Annotated in this window: 11 protein-coding genes and 2 tRNA genes; 4 read left to right on the forward strand and 9 right to left on the reverse strand. The window is 55.9% G+C overall.

Translation table 11 applies throughout. The features are described from left to right. Positions 1-26: 26 nt before the first annotated feature. Positions 27-1103, forward strand: a complete 1077-nt coding sequence (locus NXF97_RS00665) for an AMP-binding protein (protein WP_274956071.1) — start codon at positions 27-29, stop codon at positions 1101-1103. On the opposite strand, the gene NXF97_RS00670 is transcribed toward NXF97_RS00665, so the two are convergent. The 5 genes from NXF97_RS00670 to NXF97_RS00690 form a co-directional block, all read right to left on the reverse strand. Next, positions 1104-2078 (reverse strand): Bug family tripartite tricarboxylate transporter substrate binding protein, encoded by a 975-nt coding sequence (locus NXF97_RS00670; RefSeq protein ID WP_274956072.1) that lies wholly within the window; start codon positions 2076-2078, stop codon positions 1104-1106. A 231-nt stretch (positions 2079-2309) separates the two neighbouring features. Beyond that, positions 2310-2744, reverse strand: a complete 435-nt coding sequence (locus NXF97_RS00675) for an RrF2 family transcriptional regulator (protein ID WP_022373519.1) — start codon at positions 2742-2744, stop codon at positions 2310-2312. 112 nt (positions 2745-2856) lie between these two features. Then, positions 2857-4077, reverse strand: coding sequence for an NO-inducible flavohemoprotein (gene hmpA / locus NXF97_RS00680; protein WP_274956073.1), 1221 nt, complete (start codon positions 4075-4077; stop codon positions 2857-2859). 504 nt (positions 4078-4581) lie between these two features. After that, positions 4582-4658: transfer RNA gene (locus NXF97_RS00685), tRNA-Asp, on the reverse strand. Between the two features lie 59 nt (positions 4659-4717). Continuing rightward, positions 4718-4794: transfer RNA gene (locus tag NXF97_RS00690), tRNA-Asp, on the reverse strand. Positions 4795-5093: 299 nt separating this feature from the next. Between NXF97_RS00690 and NXF97_RS00695 the strand changes: the two genes are divergently transcribed. Continuing rightward, positions 5094-7007, forward strand: a complete 1914-nt coding sequence (locus tag NXF97_RS00695) for a SurA N-terminal domain-containing protein (RefSeq protein ID WP_274956074.1) — start codon at positions 5094-5096, stop codon at positions 7005-7007. Between the two features lie 127 nt (positions 7008-7134). Next, positions 7135-10275, forward strand: a complete 3141-nt coding sequence (locus NXF97_RS00700) for a DUF3427 domain-containing protein (RefSeq protein ID WP_274956075.1) — start codon at positions 7135-7137, stop codon at positions 10273-10275. 1 nt (position 10276) lies between these two features. Here NXF97_RS00700 and NXF97_RS00705 read toward each other — a convergent pair whose 3' ends face one another. From NXF97_RS00705 to hydE, 4 genes are all read right to left on the reverse strand, one after another. Further along, positions 10277-11179 carry a DMT family transporter gene (locus tag NXF97_RS00705; protein ID WP_274956076.1) on the reverse strand — a complete coding sequence of 301 codons (903 nt, stop codon included), beginning with the start codon at positions 11177-11179 and terminating at the stop codon, positions 10277-10279. Between the two features lie 103 nt (positions 11180-11282). Beyond that, the gene (locus NXF97_RS00710; protein WP_022372842.1) at positions 11283-11900 is read right to left on the reverse strand and encodes a response regulator transcription factor; all 618 of its coding nucleotides are present in this window, start codon (positions 11898-11900) and stop codon (positions 11283-11285) included. Between the two features lie 206 nt (positions 11901-12106). Continuing rightward, a complete protein-coding gene (locus NXF97_RS00715; RefSeq protein WP_274956077.1) occupies positions 12107-13852 on the reverse strand; it encodes a proline--tRNA ligase in 1746 nt (581 codons plus the stop codon). 112 nt (positions 13853-13964) lie between these two features. Beyond that, a complete protein-coding gene (gene hydE / locus NXF97_RS00720) occupies positions 13965-15191 on the reverse strand; it encodes a [FeFe] hydrogenase H-cluster radical SAM maturase HydE (protein ID WP_274956078.1) in 1227 nt (408 codons plus the stop codon). Between the two features lie 1079 nt (positions 15192-16270). Between hydE and NXF97_RS00725 the strand changes: the two genes are divergently transcribed. Further along, positions 16271-17548, forward strand: a complete 1278-nt coding sequence (locus tag NXF97_RS00725) for an ATP-binding protein (RefSeq protein ID WP_274956079.1) — start codon at positions 16271-16273, stop codon at positions 17546-17548. The last annotated feature ends 189 nt before the right edge of the window (positions 17549-17737 follow it).

A 17737-nucleotide genomic window follows, 5' to 3' on the forward strand; every position in this document is an offset into this window, starting at 1 on the left:
TTAAGCCTCAGAGGAATTCCGTTGTGATGCCCGTTCATCCTGCCTTTCGGTTAAGGGGTAAAGCCGTAACGCGTTCCGAATTGCCTTCTCGTATTGAAGCAATGCGGGACGAAGGCGGCTTTAGCGCTGATCTCGCCGACTTTATGCGCGAGTGGCTTGACGCCAAGGACTGGGTGCACGGGCAGACTTCGGGCTCAACGGGGACTCCGAAGCAGTTAAAACTGAGTAAGAAAGCGATGGCGGAGAGCGCCGCGCGCACCTGCGCCTTTCTGGGGCTGAATGAGGGGGATACGGCCTATCTCTGTATGCCGGTGAAATACGTGGGCGGCAAGATGATGGTTGTGCGGGCGATGACGCAGGGGCTCGATCTCATCTGGAACACGCCGTCGCTCACTCCCATGAAGGGCCTCAGAGAACCTCCGGTCTTTACCGCCATGACACCCATGCAGGCAACGGCAGCCCTGGCTGATCCCGACGAGCCGGAGCTCCTTAAAGGCACCCGGCATATCCTTTTAGGCGGGAGCGCCGTAAGCCCCACGCTTGCCGCAGCGGTAGCGGACTTTCCCAACGCCGTGTGGTCAACCTACGGGATGACGGAAACGGTTTCGCATATTGCCTTGAGGCGCCTTTCGGGTGAAAAGGCTGCCGAGAGCTACATGCCGCTTCCCGGCGTCACGGTCTCTTTGGCTGAAAACGGGGCACTGACGATTGATGCGCCCGGGATTGCCGCCGGGCGCCTTGTGACAAACGATCTTGCGGAAATCCTGGCTGACGGTTCCTTCCGGATTTTGGGGCGGCTCGACAACGTCATCAACACGGGCGGCATCAAGGTGCAGATTGAAACGGCGGAGACGCTTTTAAGGGACATCATCAATGCGCCGATTGCCGTCACTTCGGTGCCGGACGAAAAGACCGCGGAGAAGGTGGTGCTTCTGGTGGCCGGCAGCTTTGATGAGAAGGATCTCATGGAAGCCGCGAAGGCAAAGCTTCCCCGTTACTGGAACCCGAAGGTGATTGTGAGGGTCGATGAAATTCCGGAAACGGGGTCGGGTAAGCCCGACCGCCGCGCGATCCGGGCTTTGGCCGCAAGGCTTCTTGCCTGACTATTTCTGGCTTTCTTCGGCCTTCACGGCTTTCACTAGCGCCGCCCACTTGGGGCTTTCGCTTTCAATGAAGTTAAAGAAGTCCTGGGGCGTCCCCGGGCGCACTTCAGCGCCTTTTTTCGCAAGCGACTGCTGCACGGCGGGATCAGCCAATGCCGACTGAAGCGCTTTTGAGATGCGCTCCACAACAGACCACGGGGTGCCGGCCGGAAGCACCAGCCCGTCCCAGGCTGAAATTTCAAAGCCCGCAAGCCCTTCTTCGATCAATGTCGGAATCTCGGGCGCAGCCGCAAGGCGCGCCTTCGTAGAGGCACCCAAGGCCTTTAGGGTCCCTGCGCGCACGTGCCCGAGTACGTTCGGGGCCACGTCAATCATGAGCGGTATGCGGCCGGATAAAACGTCCGTCATGGCGGCAGCACCCCCGCGGTAGGGGATATGGGTGAGCCGGATGCCGGCTTTTTCGGCAAAAAGAAGTCCCGCAAGGTGGCTTGAGGTTCCGACGCCGGAAGAAGCAAAGTTCACCGTGCCGGGATGGGCTTTGGCGTAGGCAAGAAGGCTCTTAAGGTCAGTGACGCCGGCAATTGCCCGGGGGTTAAGGACCGCGACCATCCCGATTTCAGAGATGCGTCCGACGGGGATAAGTTCCTTTGCAGGATCAAACTTGAGGTTCGGGTACAGAAGGGAATTCACGCAGAGGATGCCGTTTGTGACGTAACCCACGACGCTGCCGTCTTTTTTGTCCTGCGCGACGTGGCGCGTACCCACCGTGCCGCCGGCCCCGGGCCGGTTGTCAACCCAAAGTGAGGTTTTAAGGGCAGCTGCCAGGGCCGTCGTCACCGAGCGCGCGAGCGTGTCGCCGCCGCCCCCGGCGGGGAAGGGGACAACCAGACGCACGGCGTCTTTTGCGCTTGAAACGGGGGAAACAAAGGGCAGCGAAAGTGCTGCTGCAAAGGTGAGAAGTGAGCGTCGGTCCATCGCCGGCATCCTCTTTAATCAAAAATCTCGCTGAGTATATCGGCGGTGCGGCCGTGTGAAGGCCGGTCAGATCCGAAGGATGAGGGATCATCCGATGGAAGGAGAAAGGCTTTTTTTGCGTCAGATCAGAGAACAACACGCCCGCCGGCCCCTGTGAGCGTTCAGTCCGTATACAAATTCTGACAATTCACCGGCTCGGGCCGGGGGAATGCCCGCAGCAGAACCTCGTCTTTACGCCGCAACCTGGAAAACGGGAATGACGCCTTCTTTACGGACGACGAGGTCTTTGAGGGTAAATTCGTTGAGTTTCTCGTAAAAGGCGGTTTGTGCGAGCCTCAGGGCCGGCGCCAGGGCGCAGTTTCCGAGAAAGGGGCAGGCGGGCTTGCTGCAGTCAATGACGTCTTCTGCGCCTTCCAGGATCCTTACAACGTCGCCGATCGGGTAGGTGTCGGCAGCACGGGCAAGGATTAGTCCGCCGTTTCTGCCGCGTATTGCCGTAAGCCACCCGCTTTTCACCATAAAGTGAGCGGCCTTAATGACAAGGTTGGGATTCCACTGCAGGGTTTCAGCCAGCACAGGCACGGGCACGGGTTCGCCCGGTTTGGCGGTGTGCGCGAGATGCATGAGCATTCTCAAGGAGAGGTCGGTAAAGCGCTTAAGCTGCATGGAATGAAAAAATGTCGGTGATTAAGACATTTCGGGAGTCTTTCCCGCCGTGAGAAAGACTCCCGAAGGACTGTGTCGGAACAGAGTTTACCCTGTCCGGCTTCTGCCCGCCTTAGCTCTGGTTACCCGTGCCGAAGGCTTCGGTGTGGATCTTTTCGGCAGGCACGCCGGCTTCCACAAACGCGGTGCGCATGTCGTCCATGAACTTCATCGGGCCGCAGATGTAGACGTCGGAGTCAGCCGTCGGGGCGAGAGCCTTGATGTCAGCAGCACTCGGGCGCTTGCCGTAGTTCACGAAGGGGCAGCCGCAGGTCTTGTCGCAGGCCTGGGCGCGGGTGAGATAGACCGCAGCCTTCAGATTGGCGAGCTTACCGCACTCAGCGCGCACTTCAGCAGCAAGCGGCAGGTCTGCGTTGTCGTGCGCAACCTGAACCATCGTGACGGGACGCTGAGGCGTCTTTTCAGCAATCGTTTCAAGCATGGCAAACAAGGGCGTAATGCCGATGCCGCCCGCAACAAGGACGACCGGGTTGGTGCCTTCGGCAAGGAAGAATTCACCCGTGGGAGCGGAGACGTCGATCGTGCTGCCCACCTTGAGGTTGGCGTGCAGGTGGTTGCTCATGAGACCGGCGGGGATGTCGCCGTGGGCATCAGCGCGCTTCACGGAAATCCGGAGTTCATTGTTGTTAAGCGGCGCACGAGAGAGCGAGTACTGGCGCGGCTGCACGAACTTCACGTCCGGCAGGTACGCACGCACGGACACGAACTGACCGGGCTTGTAAGCGGGAACATTGCCGCCGTCAGCGGGCGTGAGCGTAAAGCTCACCACGTTCGGCGTTTCTTCAACGCGCTTGGTGACGACGAAGGGACGCCAGCCGGACCAGCCGCCTTCTTCGTTGGCCTGTTCCTTGTAGATGCCGCCTTCAACGCCGATCAGAAGGTCGGCAAGCTGACCGTAGGCAGCGCCCCAGGCTTCGATGAGTTCATCGCTGGCGGCGTCACCCAGCACTTCCTTGATGGAAGCCAGAAGGTGCTTGCCGACGATCGGGTAGTGCTCGGCACGGATGCCGATCGTGCAGTGCTTGGTGGCAATGTGTTTAACCGCGGGAAGAAGAACGGCCGGGTTTTCGATGTGTTCGGCGTAGGCAAGAACGGCACCTGCGAGAGCCTTCTGCTGATGACCGCGGGCCTGATGCACCTGGTTAAAGAGGTTCTTCAGTTCGGGGTTGCCGGTAAGCATGCGCTTATAAAAGTGTGAGGTGAGCGCAACACCGTGTTCACGAAGAACCGGAACGGTAGCCTTGACGAGTTCAATCTGACGAGCGGTCAGCATGGATGTATCTCCTGATAAGTGAATTTTGCAGTGGGGCACCGGGTGAGTGCATCAGTGCCTTGACGAAGTGGCGTAATCATATATTAAAAATACAAGAATTGCATAAAAATTCTGAAAATGCCGCTTAACACATTGATTTTGCGTCGTTCTGTTTTGAGGGAAAAGGCCGATGCCGGCCCAAATTACGGAGAAGGGCAGATCAAATGCGTCAGATGAGACCGCGTTTTATAAAAAAACCATGCAGCACCGAAAAAAGCGCATAAAGATATGCAAGAAAAGCCCCGAAAAGCCAATAAAAATATGCACGAAAAGAAATAGTCCCGAGAAAACAGTGCTCTTTTGTGGCCTTAAAAAGCGCGGTTTCAAAGCGAAAAGAGATTGAGAAGGACAGCGGCGGGCTGGGGGATAATGACGTCACGACCGGAAATCGAAAGGCGCAATGGCCCGGCAGATCCGGCGGAAAAAGAAAATCCCGCTGACCGAACGATCAACGGGATTGAATTCTGGCGGAGTGGACGGGACTCGAACCCGCGACCCTCGACGTGACAGGCCGATATTCTAACCAACTGAACTACCACTCCGTTTCCGTTTGAGTGAACCGCGAATGAACTGACAGGATACCTCTCTGTAAGGAGAGGTGTGGCGGAGTGGACGGGACTCGAACCCGCGACCCTCGACGTGACAGGCCGATATTCTAACCAACTGAACTACCACTCCGTCGTGCGTGCATCCGCTTACGGTTCCCTCTGCGGGAAGCGCCGAATTATACAGAAGGGCGTGTGTTTTGCAACCGGTGCTGACGCAAAAACGAGTGGTCTCAGGTGCAGATATCTGTTTTTGCGGAAAAAACAGATGTCTTTCCTCTTGAGGCACCGGCCCGTAATACGGCACGGAGCAACAAGAATCATTTTCTGACGATTGTTTACGCGGCGCAAAGCCTTGCGGCATAGGCAAAAGAGCGGCAAAACGCGATAAACTCACACGTTTGTAATTTTCACCGCGTTAAAGGGCACACAATGCTTCTTGAGCTTTTCCGCAACCACAAGCGCTGGCTGATGTTTATCGCCATGATCCTTGTGATTCCGAGCTTTGTAGTCACGGGTATTTATTCCTACAACCGTATGATGAGTGACGACGGCGCCATTGCCAAAGTCGATGACGTCTCCATCACGCCGCAGCAGTATGACGAAGTCAAGCGCCAGCAGCTTGACAATCTGCGCCAGAGACTCGGTGAAAACTTTAAGAGTAACCTTCTTGATACGGCCGAAGGCCGCTGGGCGGTGCTGCAGAGCATCATGAATGAGCGGTCTCTGATGGGGGAGGTTGCCAAGGAATTTGTGTCGGTTCCCGAAGAAACCGCGATTGAAGTCATCAAGACCTATCCGGCTTTCCAGGAAAACGGCAAATTTTCCGCTGAGCTCTATCAGAATTACCTCGCGTCCACCGGCTATTCCGATCAGTATTTTGTCGAGCGCGTCCGTCAGGACGTCTCCCGTCAGCTGCTCACCGCGGCCTTCATGCGTACCGCGGGTGCCCCTGAAAGCGTTGTGAAGGAAGTCAACAAGCTTCTTACCGAAAAGCGCACGATGGAAGTGATGGCCTTTAACGCCGACGACTACAAAAAGGGCGTGACGGTCACGCAAGCCCAAGCCAAGGACTACTGGACAAAGAACCCGAAGGCATTTGCAATGCCCGATGAAGCCGACGTTGAGTACGTTGTGTTCTCTCCGGAACTCTTTAAGAATGTAGAACCCACCAAGGAAGACATTGAAACGTTCTACGCTCAGAACCGCAACCGCTTTAACGCCCCTGAAGAGCGCCGTGCCTCGCACATCCTCATTGATCTGAAGGACGGTAAGGACGCCGCAAAGAAAAAGGCCGAAGAGATTCTGAAGGAAGTCAAGGCCGATCCCAAGAAGTTTGCGGAACTTGCGAAGAAATACTCGGCTGACACGGGCAGCGCCAAAGACGGCGGTGACCTCAACTGGTTCGGTAAGGGTGTGATGGTTCCGGCCTTTGAAGAAGCCGTTTATAAGGCGAAGAAGGGTGAAATCGTCGGTCCGGTTGAAACCAACTTCGGGTTCCACATCATTGAAGTCACGGACATCAAGGGGCAGCACGTGCGGCCTCTTGCCGAAGTGCGCGACGAGATCGTCCGTCTTTATCAGGAACAGCACTCCCAGGAGAAGTTCGGCACGGAAGCCGAAAACTTCACCAACATGGTGTACGAGCAGAGCGACAGCCTGCAGCCTGTGGCTGACAAGTACGGCATGAAGATTGAAACGGTGAAGAACGTGACGCCTGAGAAGGTGACGGATCCCGCACTTGCCAAACTCTTTAACGACCATGTGCTTGAGAGCATCTTCAGCGATGAAGTGGCCCGTGAAAAGCGCAACACACAGGCCATTGAAGTCGGCAACAACCAGCTTGTTTCCGCGCGCGTCGTAAATTTCCGTCCGGCCCACATCAAGCCTTTTGATGAAGCCAAGGCCGGCATCATTGAAATGCTCACGCAGCAAAAGGCACTGGAAAAGGCGGGAGAAGCCGCCGGTAAACTCATTGCCGCTTTTGAAAAGGGCGACATGGCACAGGCAAAGTTCGTGAACCCCACGGTTGTTTCGCGCAGTGCGCCGGGTAACGCCACGATTAATCTTGTGAACGCCGTGATGCGCGCCGATATCACGAAGCTTCCCGCCTACGTGGGTGTGGCTGACGGCAACGTTTACCGCATCGTGAAAATCACAAAGAGCGAAACGCCGGAAGTGACGGAAGCGGCTTTGTCCGGTTTAAGAAACGAGCTGCAGCAGATGCTCTCGAGGGCCGATGAATCGGCCTACTACGGACAGCTTCGCGCCAAGCATAAGGCTGAGGTTCTCAATAAGAATTACCTCCCTGACGCTGAGGATAAGCTCCCCGGCAGCGCCGAGTAAGTTGCGCTGAGCCAGTATCAACCGCCCTTTGGGGCGGTTTTTCTTTGGCGCTTTCCGCTAAAGCAGACCGCACCCGGGCGCTTCTGGTAAGCTGCCGGCAGTGTGTTTTTTTGAAAACGGGGTGCGTATGCCGGCTGAGCTCAAAAAAGGTTTGTACGAGTCGCTTCTCACTCGTTCTGTCAACGAACAACTGCAGGGACTTGCCGGGCGGCATCTCGCAGCCGAATCGCAGGCCGTGGATCCTGCGGAACGCAGCCGCATCTACACGGACTATGCGGCCCGTACGGTGAAGGAAGCCCTGACGCACTGTGACTCTGCCGAAGAAGCCCGGGCGCTTGTGAACCTCTTAAGCCGCACGGCCCGGGACTTTGTGGCTAAGAAAAGCGGGGAAGCGCCCGTATGCGCCGACACGGTTGCAGAAGACCGCCTTTTAACCGAAGTGCGGGAGATGACCTCTGCCGCCGCAGCCCGCCCGCAGACGTCGGTCGCGCACACCGCGCTTTTGACGGGCACGGCCAAAACCGATCCGGCGCTTGCGAGCGAAATCAAGCGGGAGATTGCTTCTGCCGACCGCATCGACTGGCTTGTTTCCTTTATCCGCTTTTCAGCGGTAAGCCGCCTCTACGATGACCTCAAGGCTTTTACGCAGCGGGGCGGCCGCCTCAGAGTCATTACGACCACCTACATCGGTGCTACCGAAGTCAAGGCCGTGGAGATGCTCGCGAAACTTCCGAACGCCGAAATCCGCATCGAGTACAGCGGCAGCCGCACGCGCCACCATGCCAAGGCCTATCTTTTTCACCGTGAGACTGGTTTCAGCACGGCCTACATCGGCTCAAGCAACCTCTCGGGGGCGGCGCTTACGGGCGGCCTTGAATGGAACCTTAAACTTGCCGCCAAAGAAACGCCTGAGATTTTCGCCAAAGCTGCCGCAACCTTTGAAGCCTACTGGTCGGATGCGCGCTTTGAAACGTTTGTCCCGGGGCGGGACGATGAGCGTCTGCGGACGGCTTTAAAGCGCGAAGCCTGTGGCGGGAAAAGAGATCCGGCAGCTCCCGTGACGTGGGGGAGTTTTGAGCCCTATCCCTATCAGGCCGCGGTGCTTGAAGCGCTTGCCGCGGAGCGCTCCGCGGGCCACACACGAAACCTCGTGGTGGCCGCGACCGGTACGGGTAAAACCGCGATTGCCGCCTTTGACTATCAGCGGCAGATTAAAAACGGCATCCGCCCCAAGCTTCTCTTTGTTGCGCACCGCAAAGAAATTCTGCTGCAGGCACAGGCCTGTTTCAGAAGCATCCTGCGGGACGCCAATTTCGGCTCACTGATGACGGGAGACGCAAAGCCCGCGGACAACCGCGCGGTCTTTGCCTCGGTGCAGACACTCAAAAATCCGGTGAATCTCACGGGCTTTGCCCGGGACCACTTTGACATGGTTGTGGCGGACGAAACGCACCATGCGGCTGCAGACTCTTACGACACGGTGCTCGAGTACTTTACGCCCAAAATTCTTCTGGGCCTTACCGCCACGCCCGAGCGCGCCGACGGCCGCAGCATTCTCGGCTACTTTGACGGCCGTATTGCGGCAGAAATCCGGCTTCCTGAAGCCATTGAACAGAATCTCCTCGTACCCTTTAACTACTTTGTGCTCACGGACCCCGTGAGCCTCGCGGACATCCCGTGGCGAAGCGGGCACTTTGATGTTAAGGCTCTGGAAAACCGCTATACCCAAGGGGACAGCTCCAAAGCCCGGACGCAGGCCTTCTTTACGGCGCTTGAAACCTATGCGCCTGAAAAAGAGGAACTGCGGGCCGTCGTCTTCTGCGTCACGCAGGAGCACGCGCGCTACGTGACAGGAATGCTTGCCGCGCAGGGCTATAAGGCGATGGCGGTCACTGCCGAAACGCCCTCAGCCGACCGGGAACGCGTCAAAGAGCGACTCGAAAAAGGGGAGGTGGAAATACTCTGCACGGTTGACGTCTTAAGCGAAGGCGCGGACTTTCCGTGCATTAATACGGTGGTTTTTCTGCGTCCGACGGAAAGCCTCACGGTCTTTCTCCAGCAGTTGGGGCGGGGCTTGCGAAAGTACCCGCAGAAAGATGTACTCACGGTGCTTGACTTTGTTGCCGCAGGAAACCGGCGTTTCAGTTTTGAGTCGCGCTACAGGGCACTCTTACGCACGGTCGACACGGGCGTTGTCCGGCAGATCATGAACGGATTTGATGCGCTGCCCGCGGGGTGCTCGGTTACGATGGAACGCGTCGCGAAAGAAACGGTGCTTGAAAATATCAGGCAGTGCTTTACCGGCAAAAAAGGACTTCTCAATCTCGCGCAAAGCTTTATGGCAGAAGGCAGGAGCGCGGACCTCGCGGCGTTTCTCAGGTTTGCTGAACTCTCACTTTCGGACTTTTATGACAGGGCGTGCGATATGTTTGCCTCGTTTAGGCTGCTTTGGGACGCGGCATGCGGTTCGAACATTAACCGGCCGCTGCCGGAGGGGATCACGCAGGCAAAACTCGGCAAAGCCCTCCTGCGGCTTGCGACAACCGAGGATCCGGTTTGGGGTAAGACCATCGTTGGGTTGCTTGCGGACGATTCCGGCGTTCCGGCTGACGAACTTGAAAACTCCGCGCTGCGGGCTTTTGTGCGGCTTATCTGGGATGAGGCATTGCCTTGTGACGGGAACGCTTATCTTGCGGCACGCCTAAAGAGCTTGCGGCAAGTGGCGTGGCTTACCGACGAGATCCGGACGCTTCTCACGGTCAAAGCCGAATCCTGCCGCAGGGAAATGAAGGATCTCGGTGTGGCGGGAACATACCTTAAGGTGCACGGAACCTATCACCGAAGCGCGGTTCTGGCGGCACTGAAACCGGAGCAGAAAAACCTGCAGGCGGGCGTACTCTGGATTCCGGAAAAGCGGGTTGACGTCTTTTTTGTGACGATCAACAAAAGCGAAAAGCACTTTACCGCCAATACGCTTTATGAGGATCTGGCGCTTACCGACACCGTCTTTCAGTGGCAGAGCCAAAATTCAACAACGGATACGTCGCCCACGGGTGAGCGCTATATCCACCACGCCGAGCGGGCGAGCGACATTGTGCTGTTTGTCCGCGGATTTAAGGGTGAGGGGAAAATTGCCGATCCCTATGTGTGCCTCGGGAAGGTCAAGTACCTGTCGCATACCGGCAATCGCCCCATGACGATCCGCTTTGCGCTTGAAGAAAAGCTCACGGGAGAACTTCTGACGCTCTGCCGCCCTTACGGCGACTGACTCAGCGTCCGAACCACTTGGCAGGCAGTTGCGCGAGGACAATTGCCGCCGCCATCACGGCGCAGCCGATGAGCTCGCGGCCGGTGAGCGCCTGGTTCATAAAGAGCCACCCGGCCAGAACCCCCACGACTGCTTCAAAACTCATGATGAGGGACGCCACCGTCGGGTTGAGCCCCTTTTGTCCCACGATCTGCAGGGTGTAGGCAATGCCGTTACTCAAAATACCGGCGTAAAGGAGCATCCAGACGGCATCCCACAGGTCCTTGAGTGTCGGCGGATCGAAGAACATCATGAGAATAAAGCCCCAGACGCCGCCCACGGCAAACTGAATGCAGCTCATCCTCACGCCGTCCGTTTTAGGCGCAAAGTGATCGATCACGAGAATGTGAAAACTGAAAGAGAGGGCACAGGCTAAAACGAGCGAATCCCCGAGGCTCAGAGTAAACCCGGTTTCCGGTTTCATGCAGAGAAACCACAGGCCCGCAACCGCCAGGATAACCGCAAGCCAGATGTTGAGGCTCGAGCGGCGCCCGATGAAAATGCCGATTACCGGGACAATGACGATGTAAAGGCTCGTGATGAAACTCGCCTTACCGACCTCCGTTCCCAAAAGCCCGAACTGCTGCAGCGACTCGGAAATAAAGAGAATGGTGCCGCAGGCAAAGCCCCCGATCCAGAGTGTTTTATCTTTCCAGACGTTTTTCGTTGAGGCCGGAGTCATGCCGCGCAGGCGGTCAAAGACCGGGAGTATGGCAAACACAAAGGCCGCGCCGATCACCGAGCGCCCCCAGGTAAAGGCAAAGGGGGAGATGTGTTCCATGCCGAGCGCCTGAGCAACAAAGCCGGTACCCCAGATGGTGGCGGTAATCAGAAGCAGAAGCGAGTGGCGGAGATTTTCGGGCATAACGGCGGGCCAGAAATCAAAAGAGAAAAAAGCAGGCAGAATCCCCAAGAAAGGAAACTGCCTGTTTCAGACTCCAAAGAAGGAGCCTGTCTGAGAGCAAAGCTTAAAGCGGATCGCCCGAGCGCAGCAAAAGCCGTGCGATTTCCGCGGCGTTATGGAGGTCGAGCTTACGGTAAGCCGATCCGCGGTGCACCTGTACGGTCTTTTCGCTGATGCCGAGGTTTTCGGCAACCTGCTTGTTGCTCATGCCCTGCGCAACCATGCGGATCACTTCGCGTTCACGCTGCGTGAGCTGCTCAAGCGACTTACGGAAGTCGGAAAGCTCCATTTCGGTGCGGCGGTGATTGAGGTTTTTCATGACTGCATTGCCGATGGCGGTGAGAAGCCGCTGATCGTCAACGGGCTTTTGCAGAAAGTCCGATGCGCCCTGCTTGAGGGTGCGCACGGCCATATCAATGTCGCCGTGACCGGAAATAAAGATGATGGGCAGATCAATGCCCAATTCCTGCATCTTGTCCTGCAGTTCCAGGCCGCTCATGCGGGGCATGCGCACGTCAAGAACGAGGCAGCCGGGACGCTGAAAATCGTTGCTTGCAATAAAGTCCAGGGCGTCGGAGTAGGTCACGACGTCCCAGCCTTCGCCTTCAATCAGAAAAGCCCAGGAACGGCGCATCGCGTCGTCGTCATCGATAACCCGGACCAGAGGCTTGAGGGATTCCAAGATAATTCTCCCGCAAATATTCAAAAAAACTGAGACGCTGTCCCGCTTGTCGAAACGCATCCACTGCTATTGTGCCGTATTTAGGCGTAAATAAGTAAGTAATCCGTGAAAATTCCCCGATTTTTCTTGACTTTTTAGCCGCATAGGGGACATTTTTCGAATTATGAGCGGCTGCAAAACCCTCTGCAGCCGCCCGGTGATCCTGCTTACCTATCAAGAGCCTTTGTGAGGAACGTGACGGCATCATCGAGCTTTACCATCACCTTGTCGTCCATCTTCGTGCGCTCGACGTATTCGACTTCACCGGTCTTAAGACCCCGCTCGCCGATCACGATGCGGTGCGGCACACCGATCAGTTCCCAGTCGGCAAACATCACGCCCGCGCGTACGTCACGGTCGTCCAGAATCACGTCAACGCCCTTGGCCTTCAGTTCATCGTGGAGTTTGTCGGCGGCAGCGCGCACGGCTTCGCTCTTCGTGTAATTCATCGGGCAGATCACAACTTCAAAGGGAGCGATTGCCGCAGGCCACATGATGCCCTTGTCGTCGTGACGCTGTTCGATTGCAGCGCCCATGACGCGCGTCACACCGATGCCGTAGCAGCCCATCTCGAGAAACTGCGGTTTGCCCGCTTCATCGAGGTAGGTCGCGTTCATGGCCTTGGAGTATTTGTTGCCGAGGTAAAAGACGTGGCCCACTTCAATGCCGCGCTGCAGCTTGATTTCTCCCTTGCCGTCGGGGCTCACATCGCCCTCAACGACGTTACGGAGGTCGGCAACCTTGGGCTCAGGCAGATCGCGCCCGAAATTGACTCCGGTGTAGTGGTAGCCCGTCTCATTCGCGCCGCAGCAGAAGTCGCTCATCGCGGCAACGGTGAGGTCGGCGTAAACGGTGAGGTCGGTGGCGCCCACGGGACCCAGGGACCCGGGCGTTGCGCCCGCAAAGTGTTCGGCGATTTCCTTTTCGGTGGCAAAGCGGAAACCGTCTTTCAGTTCAGGGAGTTTGCCGGCCTTGACTTCATTGAGGTCGTGATCGGCCCGAAGCAGCACGAGGACAATCTTGGCGGGGAGCGCCTCGCCCTTGTCGTTCACTCGGTCGGCGGCAAGCACCACGGACTTTACGCAATGTAAAAGGTCAATGCCGAGGAAGGGGGCAACGTCTTCGCACTTTTCCTTGCCGGGCGTCGCGCATTTCTTCATCTCCTGCGCCGCGGCCTTACGGTCGCTCAGAACGGATTTGGCTTCACACAGTTCAATGTTGGCGGCAAAGTCACTCTCGGGGCAGTAGGCAATGACGTCTTCGCCCACGTCGGCAATCACCTGGAATTCGTGCGAGCGGCTGCCGCCGATCGCGCCCGTGTCGGCTCTCACCGGACGGAAAACAAGGCCCATGCGTTCAAAAATACGGTTGTAGGCTTTGTACATCGCGTCATAGGACTTTGAAGCTCCTTCAGCATCCCGGTCAAAGGAGTAGGCGTCCTTCATGATGAATTCACGGGCGCGCATTACGCCGAAGCGCGGCCGCCGTTCATCACGGAATTTCGTTCGGATCTGATAGAAATTCACCGGCATCTGGCGCCAGCTCGTGATTTCGCCGCGCGCCACGGCCGTAATGACTTCTTCGGACGTGGGCTGAATCACGAAGTCGCGTTCATGGCGGTCCTTAAAGCGCAGCAGCTCCGGTCCGTACTTGTTCCAGCGGCCCGATTCCTGCCAAAGCTCCGCGGGCTGCACGATGGGCATTGCGAGTTCCACGGCCCCTGCCGCATTCATTTCCTCACGGATGATGTTTTCAATCTTCTGCACCACGCGCAGCCCCATGGGCATGATCGTGTAGACGCCTGCCGCGATCTTCTTGATGAGACCGGCACGGATGGAAAATTCCTGACTCGGAATTTCCGCGTCCGCGGGAGCTTCCTTCAGGGTCGAGATGAAAAATTGGCGTGCACGCATGGGCCGCTGACCTCAGTAAAAAAAGAAAAAGAAAGGCCGGATGCCGGCAGTTTCACGGGATCCGGACAATAAAAAAGACGGGCGGAAATTTTACCAGCCCGTCTTCTGATTGTCAGGCGCGCGCCACGATCGGAATACGGCGTTTGCCGGTGTCTTCGGTAAAAGCAGGGAGCACCGTCGTGTCGTGCTTTTTCGCCGCTTCCGGCACCGCCTCCCGGGGCGTGAGACCGATACGCTCGCGAAAGCGCCGTGAAGAACCCATCATGAACCAGCCCACCTTGCGGCCGCGGCTTGCGATGCGCTTTTCCAGACAGTCGGCGCACTGCGTGGGTTCGTCGTTGATGCAGGGCTTGTTGTCGTAGAGCTGATAGCCCGGGCGGAACTTCTGAGGCGAGAGGTTGGGCATCACGACGTTGGCGCCGTATTCAATGCCCGTTTCGCGTCCGTCGTCCCGGAGGGCCTGAAGAGCCGTGGCCGCCGCAATGTTGACGTTACCCAATACAAGCCGCACTACGGCAATCATGTTGAGTGCAAGCTGCATCAGAGGTTCGGGCGCCATTTGCCCGAGTTCCTTTAAGTCCGCGCCTTCGCTTTTAAGGTAAGGACCCATGCCGATCATGTCAACGTCAAGCGACTGAAAGAGCCGGATGTCGCGGCAGAGGTCTTCGAGGGTCTGCCCCGGGATGCCGATCATGACGCCCGTTCCCAGCTGATAGCCGCATTCCCTTAAATACTTAAAGCACTGAAAGCGGCGCGCCAAGTTTTTCTCGTGGTTGCCCGGCGCACTGTGTAGCAGTTCAAATAGTTTCGGGTTACTCGTTTCAAAGCGCGAGAGGTACCGGAGGTTTTTGCGGTTGCCGCTTGCCTCAGCCCAGAGTTCATAGGTTTCCTTGGTCTGGTCGCCGAGGCTGATGGTGACACCGAGCCCTTCCGGAAGCTGCGGGCTCACGCTTAACTTATGGATGTCCCTTAAGCACTCCGCAATGAAATTCACGAACTTCGGATCGCGTCTTTCACCAGCCTGCAGGCAGATGGAGCCGTAACCGTGGTCCGCCGCCCATTTGGCCTGCGAGAGAATCTCCTCCTTGGTCATCTCATAGCGCTTCACCGCATGGTTGTCCTTGCGGATGCCGCAGTAGCGGCAGTTGTCGGTGCAGATGTTGGAGAGTTCAATCAGGCCGCGGTAAAAGACGCGGTCGCCCATGATTTCGGTGGTGCGGTCATAGGCGGCGCGTTTGAGTTTCAGACAGTCTTCGGGCGCGGTAAGGCCGAGGAGCCGGACGATGTCAGCATCGCTAAATTCCGTCTGTTTCAGAAGCTCTTCCAGGGGTTTGGTCATTTTCTTTTTCAGGCTTAAAGGCTGACGCGGATTCTATCGGAGAAACGGCCGTCCGAGTCCGTCAAAATTTGGTGCGGGCGCACGGTTTCTGAGTCGTTTGACGTAGAGGGGGGCCATCACTGGGCTTCGTCGTTTTTGAACCCCTTGCGGGGACCTCAATGCGGCAGAGCCGCGATTCCGACGCCGATGTCTCTTTGTCGAAAAAAAAGAGGCTTCGGGGAGACCTGTGGGTAAAATCGTCGAAATCCGCGCCAACGAGCGAGGACACGGTACCCTGCGTAATGGATTCGTGAAGTCTGAAAAGATGGGCTCAATGGGACGGGCTCTCTGAGGAGTCAAGACCGGGAGCGTATAGAGGAGGACGCGGTAGCGTATGCCGCATACGGCCTTGGCGGAGCGGAGAGCTCGTCAAAGCCTTGCGTGAGGAGGCAGGCATTACAAGCGTATCAACCCTCGTGCCGTCAGTTGCGACGATCGTACCGTTTTAAGAGACTGGCTCCTTCGACACCATACATAATTTCGTCAACTTGCTTATCAAAATCTTGCATGTTTTGTTCGCAAGATTTTGCATTCTTACTTAACAATATTCTGTAATCTAGGTATGAAGTATTCCATAAGGGCGCCGAACAAGTTTCTTGAAACATGAGAAACCACCTCCATGTGAAGCTCTTTCAACACTTTGGCTCTAACATTTCTCGCAAGCATTATTGGCCTGATAAGGCTTGCCTGCAGAAGCAAAACCAATGTTGGCAACAGAGCATTGGCTCCGCTCATGTTTTACCCACTCCATAAGATATTGCTCGAAACCTGCCAACGTCCGTGCCAGACCAAAGCAAACAGAGCCTCGCGAAGCTGACCTACAACGTAAGCGTAACTCTTGACCAAAGCATCCTGAGTTGTTTTCTTTACCGACAACATTTTGACTGTTGAGCATCAAACATTCGTATTCTTGAGTAAGCAAAGTCTCGCATACTCGATTTACAGAATTTTGTTAACTAACATGACAGGATTTCTGCTTTTGATTTTACAAGATTCTGCTTTAGCTTAAAATGAGGGACAATCAATCTTTGGAGCCTTTCATGTCCGAGAATGCATATCGTCCACGAATTGTTGACGCACAGCTGCAACAATTTCTAAGAGCTTTCGGTGCAGTATGCATCGAAGGACCGAAATGGTGTGGGAAAACAAGTACGGCACGAGAAATCTCGTCCAGCGCTGTTTACATCGGTGACCCGGCTCAAAATTTCGTGAATCGTCAATTGGCCCAATTGCAGCCGGCGGTGATTTTGGACGGCAAGACGCCGCGCCTTATCGATGAATGGCAAGAATATCCGCCGCTTTGGGATGCAGTTCGTTATCGTGTGGATGAACTTGGTAAAAAGGGCCTTTATATCCTTACAGGCTCTTCTACTCCAAACCACAAGGGAATTCTGCACAGCGGTGCTGGTCGTATCGGCAGACTTCGCATGCGCCCTATGTCACTTTGGGAATCCGGTGATTCCGATGGTAAGGTCTCACTTGAAGCCTTGTGCAAAGGACAAATTGAACCTGCCATGACTGGCGACGTGGATCTAAGAAATCTTATCCATCTCATTGTTCGCGGTGGATGGCCTGGTGCACTTTCCCTCGATTCGTCAGATGCACAACTGATAGCGCAACAGTACATCACTGCAGTCCTTGAGGATGACGCAACTCGAATTGATGGCGTCGAGCGCGATCGAAACAAATTGGAAAGACTTCTTAAATCGCTGGCTCGCCAAGAAAGCACTACTGCCAGTGCGAGCGCAATTCAGCGTGATGTTTCAGAGTTCGAACAACTTGATATTTCGCGTCCCACACTTGCCAATTATTTGGACGTATTTGATCGACTGTTTCTAACAGATAATCAACCGCCCTTCGCACCTTCTGTACGTTCATCACAACGTCTTAAGCAAGCTGTTAAACGTCATTTCTGTGACCCGTCACTAACGGCGGCAATCCTTAGGATCGGCCCAGAGGCTCTCCTCTATGACCTCAAGACCCTAGGATTCCTTTTCGAAGCCCTATGCGAACGTGATCTGCGAATCTATGCAGAATCTTTCGGTGGCAACCTCTTTCACTATCAGGATTACAAAAATCAAGAAATTGATGCAGTTATTTCTTTGCCTGACGGTTCTTGGGCAGCTTTCGAAATTAAGCTGGGGGCCGGACAGATCGATGCCGCAGCCAAAAATCTACTGAAAATACAAGCCAGCCTAAAGTCTGAGAATCCGAATAGTTCGCCTTCTGTTCTCTGTGTGCTTTGTAGCCTATCCCATGCCGCCTATCAGAGACCTGACGGTGTTTTTGTCGTCCCCTTAACCTCCTTAAAGCCATGAAGTAACTGCGTTACCAGTTAAAAGGATCTAGCCAAGAGAAATCCGGATAGATCCTCATTAGATGTCATACTAACTTTCGCACAGACGAACGACGGCATCAAAAAGGCGGGATGGCAGATTAAGTCCGAACACTTTAAAGGCTAGAATGACCGCAGTAACGGAGACAATCCCCGTTTCTGCGGTTTTTTC

Source organism: Duodenibacillus massiliensis (genome assembly GCF_928721995.1).
Lineage (GTDB): Bacteria > Pseudomonadota > Gammaproteobacteria > Burkholderiales > Burkholderiaceae_F > Duodenibacillus > Duodenibacillus massiliensis.